This window comes from Ekhidna sp. ABH4_415 (assembly GCF_056161305.1).
This window is the reverse complement of record NZ_JBSWYW010000002.1, coordinates 78,737-94,332: the sequence shown is the minus strand read 5'-3', so window position 1 is coordinate 94,332 and position 15,596 is coordinate 78,737. Positions and strand designations below refer to the sequence as shown.

At 41.2% G+C, this 15,596-nt stretch carries 16 protein-coding genes and 1 other RNA gene; 9 read left to right on the top strand and 8 right to left on the bottom strand.

Translation table 11 applies throughout. From position 1 onward, the window contains the following. Position 1 precedes the first annotated feature (1 nt). Both ACXAH9_RS03420 and ACXAH9_RS03415 read right to left on the bottom strand, forming a co-directional pair. Positions 2-1,291, bottom strand: a complete 1,290-nt coding sequence (locus ACXAH9_RS03420; protein WP_474893463.1) for an aminopeptidase P family protein — start codon at positions 1,289-1,291, stop codon at positions 2-4. Positions 1,292-1,367: 76 nt separating this feature from the next. Then, positions 1,368-1,961 (bottom strand): DUF2179 domain-containing protein, encoded by a 594-nt coding sequence (locus ACXAH9_RS03415; protein WP_474893462.1) that lies wholly within the window; start codon positions 1,959-1,961, stop codon positions 1,368-1,370. A gap of 120 nt (positions 1,962-2,081) precedes the next feature. Between ACXAH9_RS03415 and ACXAH9_RS03410 the strand changes: the two genes are divergently transcribed. The 6 genes from ACXAH9_RS03410 to ACXAH9_RS03385 all read left to right on the top strand — a co-directional run bounded on the left by ACXAH9_RS03410 (position 2,082) and on the right by ACXAH9_RS03385 (position 8,355). Then, the gene (locus ACXAH9_RS03410) at positions 2,082-2,417 is read left to right on the top strand and encodes a YciI family protein (RefSeq protein ID WP_474893461.1); all 336 of its coding nucleotides are present in this window, start codon (positions 2,082-2,084) and stop codon (positions 2,415-2,417) included. Positions 2,418-2,515: 98 nt separating this feature from the next. Next, a complete protein-coding gene (locus ACXAH9_RS03405) occupies positions 2,516-3,745 on the top strand; it encodes an RNA polymerase sigma factor (RefSeq protein ID WP_474893460.1) in 1,230 nt (409 codons plus the stop codon). Positions 3,746-3,824: 79 nt separating this feature from the next. Continuing rightward, on the top strand, positions 3,825-4,361 hold the full coding sequence (locus ACXAH9_RS03400; RefSeq protein ID WP_474893459.1) for a DUF4136 domain-containing protein: 537 nt from the start codon (positions 3,825-3,827) through the stop codon (positions 4,359-4,361). 298 nt (positions 4,362-4,659) lie between these two features. Beyond that, positions 4,660-5,898, top strand: a complete 1,239-nt coding sequence (locus ACXAH9_RS03395; protein WP_474893458.1) for a M16 family metallopeptidase — start codon at positions 4,660-4,662, stop codon at positions 5,896-5,898. Between the two features lie 16 nt (positions 5,899-5,914). After that, entirely contained in the window at positions 5,915-6,553 is a 639-nt protein-coding gene (locus ACXAH9_RS03390; protein ID WP_474893457.1) for an O-methyltransferase, read from the top strand. Between the two features lie 32 nt (positions 6,554-6,585). Next, entirely contained in the window at positions 6,586-8,355 is a 1,770-nt protein-coding gene (locus ACXAH9_RS03385; RefSeq protein ID WP_474893456.1) for a lytic transglycosylase domain-containing protein, read from the top strand. Positions 8,356-8,570: 215 nt separating this feature from the next. On the opposite strand, the gene ACXAH9_RS03380 is transcribed toward ACXAH9_RS03385, so the two are convergent. Both ACXAH9_RS03380 and dnaX read right to left on the bottom strand, forming a co-directional pair. Next, complete coding sequence (locus tag ACXAH9_RS03380; RefSeq protein WP_474893455.1) at positions 8,571-8,846, bottom strand: hypothetical protein; 276 nt, start codon at positions 8,844-8,846, stop codon at positions 8,571-8,573. Between the two features lie 344 nt (positions 8,847-9,190). Next, a complete protein-coding gene (gene dnaX / locus ACXAH9_RS03375; RefSeq protein ID WP_474893454.1) occupies positions 9,191-10,309 on the bottom strand; it encodes a DNA polymerase III subunit gamma/tau in 1,119 nt (372 codons plus the stop codon). Between the two features lie 175 nt (positions 10,310-10,484). Between dnaX and ssrA the strand changes: the two genes are divergently transcribed. Next, positions 10,485-10,892, top strand: a transfer-messenger RNA (tmRNA) gene (gene ssrA / locus ACXAH9_RS03370). Between the two features lie 303 nt (positions 10,893-11,195). Here the strand turns inward: ssrA and ACXAH9_RS03365 are convergent. From ACXAH9_RS03365 to ACXAH9_RS03355, 3 genes are all read right to left on the bottom strand, one after another. Next, positions 11,196-11,795: an NUDIX hydrolase gene (locus ACXAH9_RS03365; RefSeq protein WP_474893453.1), complete on the bottom strand. Its 600-nt coding sequence runs from the start codon at positions 11,793-11,795 to the stop codon at positions 11,196-11,198. Between the two features lie 96 nt (positions 11,796-11,891). Beyond that, a complete protein-coding gene (locus tag ACXAH9_RS03360) occupies positions 11,892-12,656 on the bottom strand; it encodes an SDR family NAD(P)-dependent oxidoreductase (RefSeq protein WP_474893452.1) in 765 nt (254 codons plus the stop codon). 63 nt (positions 12,657-12,719) lie between these two features. Then, positions 12,720-13,316 (bottom strand): hypothetical protein, encoded by a 597-nt coding sequence (locus ACXAH9_RS03355; protein WP_474893451.1) that lies wholly within the window; start codon positions 13,314-13,316, stop codon positions 12,720-12,722. Positions 13,317-13,452: 136 nt separating this feature from the next. Between ACXAH9_RS03355 and ACXAH9_RS03350 the strand changes: the two genes are divergently transcribed. Next, on the top strand, positions 13,453-14,226 hold the full coding sequence (locus tag ACXAH9_RS03350; protein WP_474893450.1) for an AMP nucleosidase: 774 nt from the start codon (positions 13,453-13,455) through the stop codon (positions 14,224-14,226). A 66-nt stretch (positions 14,227-14,292) separates the two neighbouring features. Next, entirely contained in the window at positions 14,293-14,682 is a 390-nt protein-coding gene (locus ACXAH9_RS03345) for a hypothetical protein (RefSeq protein ID WP_474893449.1), read from the top strand. A gap of 43 nt (positions 14,683-14,725) precedes the next feature. Here ACXAH9_RS03345 and ACXAH9_RS03340 read toward each other — a convergent pair whose 3' ends face one another. Continuing rightward, positions 14,726-15,592 carry a DUF72 domain-containing protein gene (locus tag ACXAH9_RS03340; RefSeq protein WP_474893448.1) on the bottom strand — a complete coding sequence of 289 codons (867 nt, stop codon included), beginning with the start codon at positions 15,590-15,592 and terminating at the stop codon, positions 14,726-14,728. Positions 15,593-15,596 lie beyond the last annotated feature (4 nt).

Below are 15,596 nucleotides of genomic sequence, written 5' to 3'. Positions count from 1 at the left end.
ATTATTTATTCATTATCTCTTCAATCTCTTCTGCCTCAATCGGAATGTTTTGCATGAGGTTGATATGTCCATCCTCTGTAATCACAATATCATCCTCAATCCTGATCCCAATATTTTCTTCCGGAATATATATCCCCGGCTCAACCGTAAATACCATACCTGGTTCGAATACTTTATAAATTGAGGCCACATCGTGCACATCCAGCCCAATGTGATGCGAGGTGCCATGCATGAAATATTTCTTATAGGCCGGCCATTCAGGGTCTTCGTTTTTAATATCGGTTTTGTCAATAAGTCCCAGATCCAGCAATTCTTTCTCCATCAACTTACCAACCTCCGCATGATATTCTGGAATCCTATTACCCGGTTTCAATAATTCCGTAGCTGCATTTTTCACACGTAGCACAGCATCATACACTTTACGCTGGCGCTCCGTATATCTTCCATTCACCGGAATAGTGCGAGTCATATCTGAATTATAATTTCCATACTCTGCACCAACGTCCATCAGCAAAACATCTCCGTCTTTTAGCTCCTGGTTATTGTCCAGGTAATGTAATACACACGAGTTTCCACCTCCGCCTATGATAGGTTCATAAGCAAACCCTTTTGATCGGTTTCTTACAAATTCATGCAAGTACTCTGCTTCCACCTCATACTCCATCACTCCCGGCTTCACAAACTCCAATATTCTTCTAAAGCCTTTCTCGGTAATGTTGCAAGCTTGCTGCATGATGTCGATCTCAAACTGAGATTTGATACATCGCAAATCCTGTAAGATGGGAAACAGTCGTTCGTACTCGTAAAGTGGGTATTTCTCTCTGCATTCTTTCACAAATCTCGCATTACGCGTCTCCACTTCACTGGCATTCCTTATGTGTTCGTTACTATCAAGGTAGATATGATCGCATTCAGCCAGAATGGTATAAAAGGTTTTTTCAAATTCAGCTGTCCATTTAATGTTCTTGATTCCTGAAGTTTGAGTTCCCTCCTTTGTAGTCAATTTATGCCCTTCCCAGACCGCTATTTCTTCATTGGTCTCTCTCAGGAAAAGAATTTCTCTCATCTTCTCATCTGGAAAGTCCGGTGCTATTAGCACGATGGACTCTTCCTGGTCCACACCAGTTAGCCAAAAGAGGTTACTATTCTGCATAAACTTCATGGTGCCATCGGCATTCGTTGGCATGATATCATTGGCATGAACGATTGCTACGGATCGAGGCTTCATTCGCTTGGCAAGCTTTTCACGATTATTAATAAATAATTGATTATCAATCGGCTCGTATCTCATGGACTACATTAATTCTGATTAAAAAAATTGATCGGGTGATGAGATGATAAAATTAGTATTCTTTATGGAAGACAAGCTACCTTCCACCACCCAATCTAAAGATTCTTCTTGAAAACCCTTTGTCATCAATCAACTCCCCATCACTTACCTTTTTCACACCTTCCACTGTATAGAGTGCCTGAGGATTGTATTTATTGATAGCAGATACAGTTTCTGGCACCTTTTCCCTTTTAATTACCGTAAATAGTACATTAACCGGACCATCCGCTGATTCCCCAACTAAATTTGTAAAGCGCATCCGCTTTTCTTTAAAAAATTCAAGCAGCTCATTGGCCGGTTTGGCTGTAATCACCCTCACCACCACATTGCCTATTGCCAAGCGTTCTTCGATCATCATCCCTACAAGTATGCCCATTGCATAGCCCCCTGCATATGCAAAAAAAGTCTGCCAACTTCCAAGGTTTTGAAAAATCTGACTGATTGCCAATAACCAAATTGCTGATTCAAAAAAGCCTAGAATGGTAGCTACATACTTTCTACTATTTAGCATGAAAATAATCCTTAGGGTGTTGATTGAAACATCACAGATTCTAGCAAAGAAGATCAGCAAAGGAATGATCACATAGTTTAATAACTGCGAATCAATATCAAGTATTTCGGATAAGTTCATAGTACAAAAATCAATGAATTTAGTGAGTTGCTCAACTAATTTCTATTCTTCATTGTCCATTCTGAAAAACCCTCTTCGTCTAAAGGGAAATATTTATCTTAACTAAAACTCTACAACACAATGAAAAAGTTTTTGTACGTATTCCGAGGTGGTGATGAAGGCTATGCAGATCAGTCACCAGAAGAAATGCAAGCACACATGCAGCGATGGGGCGAATGGATGGCCAAAGTAAAAGCTGAAGGTTACCCACTACAGTCTGAAGGAAAAGTAGTAGGTCCAGGGGGCAAAATTGTAACAGATGGACCATTCGCTGAAGGAAAAGAAATTGTTGGTGGCTATGTTCATTTGGAGGCAAAAGACATGGATCATGCAGTAGAACTCTCCAAAGACTGCCCCATTTTCGAATTTGGAGGCACTACTGAGGTAAGAGAAATAATTACAGATATGGCAATGTAACATCCTTGTAATGTCATCCTGTGTGAAACGAAGGATCTACCTTTTAATGTTGAAAATCCTTCACTGCGTTCAGGATGACATTCTAATGAAGAAACCTCATGCAAACCTCTCAACTCGTTGATCACTTTTTCCGCACCGAATATGGTAAGGCAGTATCTCACCTTACCAGCAGGTTTGGTTCGTCTAATCTGGAACTAGCAGAGGATAGCGTTCAGGAAGCATTAATCAAAGCAATGCAGACCTGGCCCTACGCCCAAATTCCTGATAATCCTACCGGATGGATCTTACGGGTAGCTCGTAATAAAATGATCGATCAACTAAGGAGAGATCAAAAAACAAATAATCAAGAGGTACCGGAACGTGTAGAAGAAATGAAAGAAGACTTATCCTTAGAATCGATCAACGACGATATGGTGCGGATGATGTTTGCCTGTTGTCATCCTACATTAAGCCAGGAGTATCAAATCATTCTAACGCTAAAAATACTGGGTGGACTTTCCGTACGAGAGATCTCCAGTTCATTGCTGAAAAAAGAAGAAACAGTTGCTAAAGCCTATACTCGTGCCAAAAAGAAATTTAAGCAGGAGGAAATCAAGCTGATTTTGCCTCCGGCACATGAGATTGAAAAAAGACTCGAGATCGTTCTCAAGATCATTTATCTACTTTTCAATGAGGGGTATAAATCCGCTGAGGGCGAAAGTTTGATTCGAAAAGACTTATGTGAAGATGCAATCCGACTAAACAGCGTTTTGCTAGAAAGTGAAATCTGCAACACACCATCGGCAAATGCTTTGATGGCCCTAATGCATTTTCATTCTTCCAGATTCGATGCTAGAGTGGATCAAAAAGGGAATGTTATTTCGCTGGAAGATCAGGATCGATCTAAGTGGGATCTGGAGCTAATCCAAAAAGGTTTACGCTTTTTGGATGCGGCTTCAGAGCAAGGAGCCATGAATGAATACCTCATTCAGGCAGCTATTAGTGCAACACATTGCCGTGCGGAAACCTTTGTAGAGACCGATTGGAAAAATATTCTTAGCCTATATGATTTACAACTTCAGCTTACGCCCTCTCCAATAGTAGAACTAAATCGTGCGGTAGTTTTGGAAAAGGTACATGGACCACTCCTTGGATTGAAGGAAGTGGAGCGTTTGGAGGCAACCCTTTTTTTTGAGGAATATTACCTTTTCTATGCAATTAAAAGTGAAATGCTTCATAAAATCGGAAATACTGAAGGGGCAAAAACAGCATTGAAAATAGCGGTGGAATTAACAAAAAATGAGCGTGAGAAAGAATACCTAACTCATAAATTAAACACATTGGATTGACAAAATTCACATCCAAGTCTGATTCCAGTCAGGCACTTTAATTCACCAATCACAGACCTTGCTTAAAAATTAAAAGGTCATGAAGGTCGTTCTTATCCTCTCTTTTTTTGTGTTGACAGCCTGTGCAGTAACAGTCAAAACCTATCAAAAACCCGATCAATCCTTTGATGATTTTGAGACATGGTGTTGGCTGGAAGGATGTGAGGTCACATATCAGGGACCAGATTATCTCTACGATAAAAAAGTAGTGGATGAAATTGCCAATGCAGTGGCGTACAATATGTATAAAAAAGGCTATCAGCAGGGAGATGATCAATCTGATCTGATCGTCAACTTTTTTATGGTAATCGAGGAAGATTCCACGGAGGTGGGAAATTTCGATGGTTTCTATGATGGCACCTATCAAGGAGAGCGAGAATGGCTTACCATGCTTTATCCAGAGTATCAAAAATTCTTAAAAGGCAGCCTCGTGATAGACGTCATTGATCGGGAAAATTCTGAGCTTGTTTGGCGATCCAATGCTGTAAAGTATATGGAAATGAATCCGACTTTTGACAGGAAGGAGATTTGGAATGGGGTGGCCAAAGCGATGAAGAAGCTTCCGGGGAAGGAGTAAAACCACCCTTTATTCCTCCTTTTGAAAGACACTCTTTAAATCCATCACTCCCTCAAAAAGCAGAACTATCGCACGCTAGTATACTTTGAAGGAATTCTACGATTTTTGACTTTTTTAAAAACTGTTTTATGTATTACCTACCCCAACCTCTTCCAAAAGGGGAATCAAGGTGTTTTTAAAAATTCCAAAAAATCAGAATGCAACGACCCTGCTTCAATGGGGGAATTATTCTATTTAAAGATCATACTTGGAACTTGAGACTTATAACTAGCAACTTAAGTTCTACCTTTGCACCCCCATGAGCAAGAAGGAATACGAGCTGATAGAATTGTCGAATGGTATAAGGGTCATTCACAAGGAAGTACCCCAAACCAAAATCTCCCATGTGGGTATCATGCTTGATATCGGCAGCCGGGATGAAACCTCGAATGAGCAAGGTCTGGCACACTTTCTTGAACACATGGCTTTCAAAGGCACCACTAAGCGCAGTTCCTACCACATCATCAATCGACTGGAATCCCTTGGAGGGGAATTGAATGCGTACACCACCAAGGAAAAGATCTGTTTTTACGCCACCCTATTAGATATTCATCTGGAAAAAGCAGTGGAACTCCTCGCAGACATCACCTTCAACTCCACTTTTCCTGAGAAGCAAATAGAAAAAGAACGATCAGTCATACTTGAGGAAATGAGCATGTACCGGGATACCCCTGAAGATGCCATCCAGGATGAATTTGATGAGCTCATTTTTCCCAACCATGCACTGGGTAAAAATATTCTTGGTACAGAAAAAACTGTTAATTCGTTTCATCAGGGCGACTTTCGGTCATTTCTGGATCGCAACCTGAATACTGAAAAAATCATCCTGTCCAGCGTAGGTAATTATTCAGCTACGAAGGTTGAGAAACTTGCGAACAAGTATCTGAGTGAAATACCGCACAAGAATCACACCCCTGCCAGAAATTGGTTCTCAGGCTATCAACCTTCAAGAAAGGAAATCAGAAAACCCATCACGCAGGCACACTTTGCTATGGGTATGCCGTCTTTGAGCATCAAAGATGAAAATCGAATCCCATTTTTCTTTTTGGTAAATCTGCTCGGGGGACCAAGTATGAGTTCCAGACTGAATCTTTCACTAAGAGAGAAGCATGGATTGGTTTATGGGGTTGATGCGAGTTATGCACCATATCTTGAAACCGGCCAGTTTGCCGTCTATTTCGCGACTGATCCGAAAAACATAAAAAAGAGTCAACGCATCATCCTGAAAGAAATTGAAGCTTTGAAGAAAAAGCCACTCGGCACAATGCAACTTCACAAGGCCAAAAATCAGATCAAGGGACAAATGGCCTTATCTGAAGAAAATAGAAATGCAGTGATGCTGATGATGGCCAAGAGTCAATTGGACCTGAATAAAGTACCCGACATCAACAGCGTATTTGATAAAATTGACAAAATTACAGCGGCTGATATTCAAGACCTGGCCATTCGCTACCTACCCACTGAAGAGATGAGTGCCTTGACATATCTGCCGGAATAATCCTATCTTTACGTACATGGAATTTTTACCTGAAGATCTTCAGAGATACGTAGAAGATCACTCTGAACCTGAATCTGATTTGCTTCAGCAGATCAATCGGGAAACTCACCTCCATGTTTTAAAGCCTCGCATGCTCTCCGGCCACCTACAAGGGCGCGTTTTATCTATGCTATCGCACATGATTCAGCCTAAAAACATCCTGGAAATCGGTACCTATACCGGGTATGCTGCGCTATGTATGGCAGAAGGCATGCAGTCAGATGGACGGTTGATAACCATTGATAACAATGAAGAGCTGGCTGTGCGAACAAAAGAGTATTTCAATCAATCCAAATGGGCCGATCAGATTGATTTGCGTGTGGGAAATGCCTCAGACATCATCCCCAAGCTGAAAGAAAAATGGGATCTGGTTTTTATCGACGCAGACAAGGAAAACTATGCAAATTATTTCGATCAGGTAATTGATCATGTGAACACCGGAGGATTTATCATTGCTGATAATGTGCTTTGGAGTGGTAAGGTGTTTGATAAAACTAAAAACGACAAAGACACGGAAGCCATACGAGCATTTAACAAAAAGGTACATGCGGATTCCCGTGTGCAAAACGTTCTATTCCCTATTCGTGATGGTTTGATGATTTTGAGAAAAGTATGAAATTGAAAGTTTCGAGTTTTAAGTTTCGAGTTTTGAACTGGCTGATATTCTTAGCCATTTCTTGTGGCGGTTTTGCCCAAACAGTTCCTGGTGAGATGATGCTGGGTGACTTACGTCTCACAATCAATGAATCCACACGTAGACAAATTCAAAAAGACGTGGATCGACTCACTCAGAGTCAAACCTACTACAACATTCTGGTTGATCGAATGAACCTCTACTTCCCGATCATTGAACGAGAGCATAGAGAAGCGGGTATTCCCGATGAAATAAAGTTTCTTGCCATTCAGGAAAGTGCCCTTATCTCTGACGCAGTTTCTTCTGCCAATGCAGTTGGTTTCTGGCAATTCAAAGATTTTACCGCACGTGAAGTGGACTTGCGAGTAGATCGAAATGTGGATGAACGATTGAACATTGTATCTGCTTCAAGGGGATCAGCCAAATACCTCAATAGTCACAATTACTTTCTGAAAAACTGGGTGTATTCGGTGATGGCGTACAATACCGGACGAGGTGGAGCTCAGAAATATGTGGACAATTCCAACCTTGGGGCTAAACGAATGACTATCAACAGCAAGACACATTGGTATGTCAAAAAATTCATTGCTCACATAGTGGCCTTCACCCCTGCTGTTGGTCATCCCCACTCAGAAGGAATCTGGTTGGATGAAATCACGAATGCCGGAGGGAAAAGCCTCTCGCAAATTGCCAAAGAGGAAAAGGTAGACCTTGAAGAACTGGAGAAATACAACAAATGGTTGAAACGAGGAGATGTGCCCAAAGACAAAACTTATTCTGTATTGATTCCACGTCAGGGAACGCCTCCGAAACGAGCCATAGCTCAAAACACCAATAAGCGCAATAAAATCTCAGAACCTGAAAAGAAGATTTACCCTACTGAGCTGAAGCCTGGAATTACAGAAGCGAATAAGTCTACCATTATCCCACTGAATGGCATTCCTTCAATACTTGCCCGGGAGTTTGATGATGTTCACAGCCTTTCCGCTCGTGCCGGCATTTCAGAAAAACGTTTCAGAAAATACAATGACATGAGCGAGGATGATAAGATAATCCCGAATGAATTTTACTATATCAAAAAGAAAAAGGGTAAAGCCAAAATTGGATTTCATGTGGCGAAGCGAGATGAATCACTATGGGAAATCTCTCAACAATATGGAATAAGATTATCCAGGCTAGCGAAACGAAACCGAATGAGTATTATCGATGAGTTGAAGCCGGGCCGAGTACTGTGGATGGATAAAACGCGCCCTTCCAGCGAACCAATTGCCTATCATGAACTGAGCAAACCAAACATTACCAAACCAGCTGCCAGACCTACCGCCTCCACCGAAGATGTGGATGATGAAATCATAACTAAAGAGTCAGTAGAAGAACCCGTTAGTGAAGAAATCATTGAAGAAGAAGTACCGGACATTATTGTGCCAGTGGTTGACACCAAAGAAGAGCGTTTAAAGAAAGTAAAGATTCATACCATCGCGGCAGGCGAAACTCTCTGGAGTATATCTCAGCTTTATGAAGTAGAGATGGAAGATTTGCTCAGATGGAATCATCTTCCTGATCCAAACTCCATAAGCATAGGGCAAAACATTCAGGTGAAAGCTCCCATTGAGGAAGCTTCTGTCGGAAAGAAAATTATCAGTCATACGGTGGCACCAGGGGAGACGGTCTATGCAATTTCAAGAAAGTATGGCATGACAGTAGATGAAGTGGTAGACCTCAACAATCTTAATGGATTTGCTTTGGATGTTGGTCAGGAGTTGAAGGTGTATGACGAGGAGTAGTTCTTCGTTAGACCTATTCAGGAATGGCGTAAGAATAATGATGATGAATGGAGTCGTAAAGAAAGACTCGACTGTTTGAGGGTGATAGCGAGCGAGTTTCGAGGATTTTAGGCGAAATGAATCATTTTTAGCCATTGATGAATAAGTCTTGACCTTTTTGCTTCGTTTTTGGGTCAAGCCAAAATGAAGGGCTTCTCAGCCTGAGGGCAACACTTTTAATAATCAAAATCTAACCCCAACCGATCTTTTAAGTCCTTCAAATCCGGATTTTGTTTGACCATGTAATCGAAGATATCTGTGCTGGTATAAAGCTTCTTTTCACTTTCAATCTCGGCTATCTCCGTTCGGATGACAATGTGATCATTCTGAAGTTCTGATCTCAGAAACTGTACAACTTCAGTATCAAATTTTTCCAGAAAGCTAACCTCCAGCTGACTGCCCAACATCAAAATCACACTGTGATTCTCTCCCTTTTTTACAGACTTGCTCAAAACCAGCCTTTCAGTATCGCCTGCATCCTTTTTTTGCTCAGCAAAAGCTTTCCAAGCCTTTTGTAGATCATCATTGGAAAAATCATTTTCCTTTTTATCAATAACCGGTGAAGCCTCCTCTACCGATACCTTCTTTTTCTTCTTACCAAAAATGCTCGGTGTTTCTTTCAGCTTATCTGTATTGGACGGCTTTACAATCGGGCTGGGTTTCTGCTTGGGTGTGACAGACGCAGAAGGGTGTTCACTTATTGTCGCCTGAGGCTCCTCCGTTGGAGGTGGTGGAGTATCAGTTTGCGGTTGTGACTCAGCAGTTGTTTCCTGCTCAGGTTTTACAGGGGTATCCTTTAATTCGTTACTGGCTGGTCTTTTTTTTTTGCTCCATTGTCTGAGGAGCTAAGGGTCAGCGCTGCAGGCAAGTGAGCAAGCTTCATCAGACAAAGCTCCACATGTAGTCGCTGATTTTTACTTTGCTTGAAGTTCAACTCAAACTGATTGGAGATGTTAAGAGCAGAAAGTAAAAATGATGGGCTGCATTTAGCTGCTTGCTCAGCGTATTTGGTTTTTAAGTTGTCTGTAACATCAAGCAACGTAATCGTTTTCTCATCTTTTGAAACAAGTAAGTTTCTTAGGTGTTGCTGAAAGCCATTCAGAAAATTATTCCCGTCAAATCCATTTCTCAGGATTTCGTCGAAAAGAATGAGTGCTCCGGACATATTTTGCCCCAGCAAGTCATCGACCAACTTGAAGTAGTAGTCATAATCCAGAATGTGGAGATTCTTAATGGTATCCTGGTAGGTGATTTTACCATCTGAAGAAAAGGTCGTAATCAAATCAAAGATGGAAAGCGCATCTCGTAGTGCGCCATCAGCTTTTTGAGCAATCAAATGAAGTGCCTCCTTTTCAGCTTCTACTTTTTCGCTTTCGGCAATTTTCTCCAGTTGCTTCACGATATCGGCCACTTCAATTCTATTGAAGTCATAAATCTGACACCTCGAAAGAATGGTTGGAATTACCTTATGTTTTTCTGTTGTTGCCAGGATGAAAATGGCATATTCAGGTGGCTCTTCCAATGTCTTCAAAAAAGCATTGAACGCCTGCGTGGAAAGCATGTGAACCTCATCAATGATGTAGACTTTATACTTACCCGTCTGCGGTGGATACCTCACCTGATCTATCAGGTTTCGAATATCCTCTACTGAGTTATTAGATGCCGCATCTAATTCGAAGATGTTGAAGTTGTTGTTGCCCTCACCAGACTCACTTTCAAAGTCATTAATGGTTTTTGCGAGAATTCTGGCGCATGTGGTTTTACCTACTCCCCTGGGTCCGCAGAACAACAAGGCTTGGCCAAGATGATTGGAGTTAATCGCATTTTCTAATGTGGTGGTAATATGCTCTTGTCCCACTACCTCCTCGAAACCAAGAGGTCTATACTTACGCGCCGATACCACAAAATTTTCCATCTGCTGGCAAGTTAATGATGTGGGGGTTTCTATTGAAAAAATCTCATAAAAAAGGACCGAACTATTTTAGTTTTTTGATTGTCTTACTCTCCCACAAAGGAATGTTACCTTTGTGTCACATGTCCATTAACATACGCTGTTAAAGGTGTTTTGTGGAATTTGTTCTTTCTTTTATGGGGTCGACTGGAATCGACAGGAAGTGCAAAGCATACGCTAGCATGCCGGGTGTTGAATGAGCACGCGTGATCAATTCATTCACAATTATAATTGGCGAGTCTAACTACGCTATGGCAGCCTAATTTCTGACGTAAAGTCGAAATTAACAGGCATAATCGGTTGAGCTCATAAGAGTTCCCGGGCCACATCCTACTGTTCTTTGTCCTTGAGAATGGATTTTAGGGTGTCATAATAAGGAATAGTCTGTGGTAGTGTCGTGGACCATGGGTGAAATTAAGCGACTGGTTCTTACAGTAGGTTGTTGTTCACCAGCTGTAGGCACGAGATAAAACAAGAATGACTAAGCATGTAGAAGGTTTATGGTTTCCTTAGCTGGACGAGGGTTCGAATCCCTCCGACTCCACAAATAAAATGGCCCACTCCGGGCCATTTTTATTTGTATTGGTTTGTGATTTCGAACCCGAGTAGAACGGTTCGAATCTTGCTCACCAGAGCAAGATCACGAGGGGATGTGCTGCATGGTTGTGCGTACGAGTAATCCCGTCTTCGGGGCTCCCCTACAACCTGCCCCTTCACTAAATCGATTCATTGGTTCATTTCTTAACGTTCGGCCCTCTCCAACTCCACAAATATAAAAATGGCCCTTTTGGCCCTTTTTTGTTTGTATTAGTTTGTGATTTAAACCCTCACAGAGGGTAAAACTTGAAACTTAATCTTTCTTCGCAAACAGATAATCTACCTGATCATCCTGAAGCACCTTATTTAGCGTGTTGTAAAAATGCTTATAAATAATACCCTGATTGGGTGAATTTGAAAGCGATTTTTCCCCTGAACGAATCACTGACTTTAGCTCTTCTAATGTGATCCAATAGAAATCTTTCTTTTCATTGAAAATGTCAAACTTATCATCAACGGGTATCAATGCCTCCCTGATCTCCTGGCGTGATTTGTAAGGTATGTAAACAACATAGCTACGATAAACTCCATTCACAGCTGTAATGTAAGCTTCCGGCCTGAAATTAAGATCAATCTCCTGCTTTTCATATACCATTCTACATTCTTCAAAAAACTCTCTTACTGCAATTTCCCTAGGAGTTTCCAGCCTCTTCTCATTATCCAGACTTCCAACTATTTCTCTACTACCACCAAAATCCGTCCATCCGGGTTTGTCTTCGTCATAGCCAAGTAATAAATATACTGTATCGTCTATGACAGTATAGGGAAGTACTCCAGCAGCAACAAGTTTCTCGTCCTGGCCAATTGATTTAAGCGCCAATAAGCCGGATAGTAAAAAGATGATAATTCTCATAGACGTATTTTATAAAGCTAATTTAATCGGTTATCGATGAGAATTAGGGAAAAAGACTTACCTCGAATTAGCAAGATAATTTCACCCAAATGTATCTTACAATCCAATTCCCCCATCAATGGTCAGCGTCTGTCCAGTAATGAAATTAGCTTGATCCGAACAGAGCCAATAGATCGCATCAGCGATTTCATCGATTTTGGCATACCTACTCAGAGGGGTGGCTTTTAGCAAGCGATTTTTTAATTCCGGCTTGGTAGCATGAAGCTGATTCATGTACTGAGTATCTGTATATCCCGGACACACAGCATTAATTCGAATATTTTTTTTACCATATTCAAGGGCAGCTGTTTTCGTCATACCTACTACGGCATATTTACTTGCAGCATAAGAAATAAGATTGGGTGATGCTTTGAGCCCTGCAAGGGATGCCACATTCACAATTAAACCACCCCCTTGCTCAACCATATAAGGAATGGCATACTTCATCCCATAATAGACGCCACTCTGATTTACCCCGATTACTTTGTTCCAATCTTCAATATCAGTATCTGCTGTACGCGCTACTTTTTGTGGCCAGATACCTGCATTATTGACCAACACATCCAGGCGTTCAAATCGATCATATGCGGCCTTCATTAACTGAAACATCCGTTTCGGATCTGACACGTCGGTAGCAAGGGCAATACACGATTGTGGACGAATAGTGTTTAAATGATGCATTAATTCATCAGCAGCTTCTTTATCCTGATCAGACAAGACGACATTCATACCTCCGTGGAGGCTCATTAAGCGGGCGGTGGCTGCACCAATCCCGTGTGCTGCACCGGTGATGACGCAAACTTTGTTTGGCGGTGAATCCATAACTTTAAGTTAAGCATTTTCTAAGAAAATCAGAAAATGCCTAACCATCTGAAATAATGGATTTTAGTATATCGGAGTTATGTTAAATCCCAACATAAATGCATTACCTCCACCTTGAGGAAAGTCAAGAGACGCATGAATACCCCATGCCAGAGTTTTACCCTTACTATCTGCAGATTCATAAAACGGGCGCCAGTTGGCATTCAAACGAAAGAAGAATGAATCCTTTGGGAAAATTTCAGAATCACTGAATGACTCTCCCCCTACCTCAGATCCAAAAAAATAAAATAATCCATGATTTAGGGTTGCGAAAACTCCTAGCTTCTCGGAGTTAATTCCATACCCACCACCTAAGTTTAGCCCCATAACATAGGAGGAAAAAGAAGGACTATTTGGTGCATTTTCGGTAACCACCGCTGTAAAGGATGACCTTGCAATCCAGCCATGAACAAAGTCACCATCCAAATCATCTACTTCAGCAAAACGATAAACACCAAAAGGTTCAAATGCGAAGGTAGTTGGACCTTTATCTTCGTACGCTCCAAGATTGTTGGTGTTTTTAAAATCAATGCTAAAAAATGAAATATCCCACATGGCATCCTGTGCGTTTGCCAAGAGAAATAATAAGAATAAAACAGGAAATAATAAGCTTCTTTTCATGGTATTAGATTTTAGTGATCATCAAATAAAAGAATGAGTTCACTTTGATTCAATACCTATATAGGGGTATTTTCTACATCTATTGATCAGGTAAATCGTTTCAGCTAGATACATGATTAGACTATTTTTGCCATAGATGAAAACAAAAGATGAAATCGTAGACGACTGGTTGCCCAGGTACACCGGCACAGAGTTAGATGAGTTTGGTAAGTACATTCTGCTCACCAACTTTCAAAACTATGTTGACCTCTTCGCGGAGAAGTTTAATGTAAAGGTTAAAGGAAGAAAGCGAGCCATGCAGACAGCCACCCATGATGATATTACCATTATCAATTTTGGAATGGGTAGTGCCATGGCGGCAACAGTAATGGATCTTTTATCCGCCATTATGCCAAAAGCTGTACTCTTTCTTGGAAAATGCGGCGGACTGAAAAAGCAAAATCAGCTGGGTGATCTCATCCTCCCAATTGCGGCAATTCGTGGTGAGGGAGCATCTGACGATTACATGCCTCAGGAAATCCCAGCGCTTCCATCTTTCCGTTTGCAGCGAGCGGTATCTCACGTCATCAAAGCAAAAGGATTTGATTACTGGACGGGCACGGTATTCACGACCAACAGAAGAGTGTGGGAACATGATGAAGACTTTAAGAATTACCTGAAAGAGATTCGTGCCTCCGCCATTGATATGGAGACGGCCACCCTTTTTACCGTAGGCTTTGCAAACAAAATACCAAGGGGAGCGCTGTTACTTGTTTCTGATAACCCGATGACTCCTGAGGGGGTGAAGACTTCCAAAAGTGATCAGAAAGTAACAGCGCAGTTTGTTTCAAATCATCTGGAGATAGGGATTGACTCATTGATGGAATTGAGTAGTTCCGGGGAATCTGTTAAGCATTTGAGATTCGAGTAAAAAATTTCTTATCTGATTAAACCTTCTATTATTAATATCATCTAAGTATCAAGAAAACTTTAGATGATGCAAAAACTTATATTAATTATTGGGCTATTAGTAGCCGCAAATACTCTTTTTGCCCAGGGCAAAATGGAGCAAATGAGAGAAAAGGTTGAGGTTAAGATTGAAGAGTATAAAGACCGACTTGACCTATCTGATGATCAGATTGCCGAACTGAAAGCAATGCGAGAATCGATTAAGCCTGAGTTAGAGGCCATTCGAAAAGATGAATCCATGAAAAGGAGTGAAAAGATGAGGGCTCACGCCGATATCATAGAGAAACAGGAAGAAGAGATGGCAAAGATTTTGAACGATGATCAGCTAGCAGAACTAGAAGTCATCAAGAAGGAAGTTCGAGAAAACGTCAAAAAAAGGAAAGACCGGAGAAGAGATCGTCGTGGGGACGGTAGATGACCATTAGAAAACTCAGAAAATCCCGGCACTTCATCGGGATTTTTTACCCTTGACCAACCGGAATCGTAAGATCTAACTCTAATTCCTTATTCAGTTTCTCGATGAAGTAAGCAGAAAGCACAGGAGATTCTTTTTCCAGATTTTGATGAACAAAAAAGTACAGATTTTCCATCCCCTGATCTGCCCATCTTTTAACCCTTTCTAACCACACATCCAAACGTGAATAATCGCTCTCATGGTTGGCTCCAACATACCTGACAAATACAGATGGGGTGGTTAGACGCATGTGCAGCAGATCTCTCCTTCCTGCCGTATCGGTCACAATATTAGAAATGTTGTGCTTTTCAAAAAGTGCATACACTTCATTGGCCACTTCCGCATCGTTAAACCACTCCGTGTTTCTAAGCTCTATTGCCAATGGAATATCTTTTGGCCAGTACTCTACAGCTGTTATGAGCCGATCCATGTTCTTCGGCTTGAAATTATCATGAAGCTGCAAAAAACACATGCCTAGTTTATCCCCAAAAGCTCGAATATTAGTCGTATATCGTTCAATCGGTTCCTCAACTTCATTCAGTCGCTTAATGTGACTCACCATCCTGTGAACCTTTGGGAAAAATTTAAACTCTTTAGGAGTCCGATTTGCCCACTGTTCTATTTGTTCTACTTTAAAATGATTGTAAAATGTAGCATTTAACTCTATCGAATTAAACTGAGTCGAATAATACTCCAGCTCATCTTTGGTCCCTCGTGGATAGAATTTTTTTAAGTCTTGTCGGTTCCATTTTGCACAGCCAACAAACACACTTTTCAGTCCTTTGCCTCTTGAAAGGACTTTTTCCGTATCGTGGTGATCGTCAGGTAAGGAAAAATCAATTTCTTCTGGATTGTCTACACTGCCAAATTTCATAATC

What these genes read in the sequence shown, in the direction of transcription:
- ACXAH9_RS03400 (WP_474893459.1), top strand. Translation starts at nt 3,825, where the DNA reads ATGAAGGTCGTTCTTATCCTCTCTTTTTTTGTGTTGACAGCCTGTGCA.
- ACXAH9_RS03395 (WP_474893458.1), top strand. Translation starts at nt 4,660, where the DNA reads ATGAGCAAGAAGGAATACGAGCTGATAGAATTGTCGAATGGTATAAGG.
- ACXAH9_RS03405 (WP_474893460.1), top strand. Translation starts at nt 2,516, where the DNA reads ATGCAAACCTCTCAACTCGTTGATCACTTTTTCCGCACCGAATATGGT.
- ACXAH9_RS03350 (WP_474893450.1), top strand. Translation starts at nt 13,453, where the DNA reads ATGAAAACAAAAGATGAAATCGTAGACGACTGGTTGCCCAGGTACACC.
- ACXAH9_RS03355 (WP_474893451.1), bottom strand. Translation starts at nt 13,316, where the DNA reads ATGAAAAGAAGCTTATTATTTCCTGTTTTATTCTTATTATTTCTCTTG.
- ACXAH9_RS03410 (WP_474893461.1), top strand. Translation starts at nt 2,082, where the DNA reads ATGAAAAAGTTTTTGTACGTATTCCGAGGTGGTGATGAAGGCTATGCA.
- dnaX (WP_474893454.1), bottom strand. Translation starts at nt 10,309, where the DNA reads ATGGAAAATTTTGTGGTATCGGCGCGTAAGTATAGACCTCTTGGTTTC.
- ACXAH9_RS03390 (WP_474893457.1), top strand. Translation starts at nt 5,915, where the DNA reads ATGGAATTTTTACCTGAAGATCTTCAGAGATACGTAGAAGATCACTCT.
- ACXAH9_RS03340 (WP_474893448.1), bottom strand. Translation starts at nt 15,592, where the DNA reads ATGAAATTTGGCAGTGTAGACAATCCAGAAGAAATTGATTTTTCCTTA.
- ACXAH9_RS03345 (WP_474893449.1), top strand. Translation starts at nt 14,293, where the DNA reads ATGCAAAAACTTATATTAATTATTGGGCTATTAGTAGCCGCAAATACT.
- ACXAH9_RS03365 (WP_474893453.1), bottom strand. Translation starts at nt 11,795, where the DNA reads ATGAGAATTATCATCTTTTTACTATCCGGCTTATTGGCGCTTAAATCA.
- ACXAH9_RS03420 (WP_474893463.1), bottom strand. Translation starts at nt 1,291, where the DNA reads ATGAGATACGAGCCGATTGATAATCAATTATTTATTAATAATCGTGAA.
- ACXAH9_RS03360 (WP_474893452.1), bottom strand. Translation starts at nt 12,656, where the DNA reads ATGGATTCACCGCCAAACAAAGTTTGCGTCATCACCGGTGCAGCACAC.
- ACXAH9_RS03415 (WP_474893462.1), bottom strand. Translation starts at nt 1,961, where the DNA reads ATGAACTTATCCGAAATACTTGATATTGATTCGCAGTTATTAAACTAT.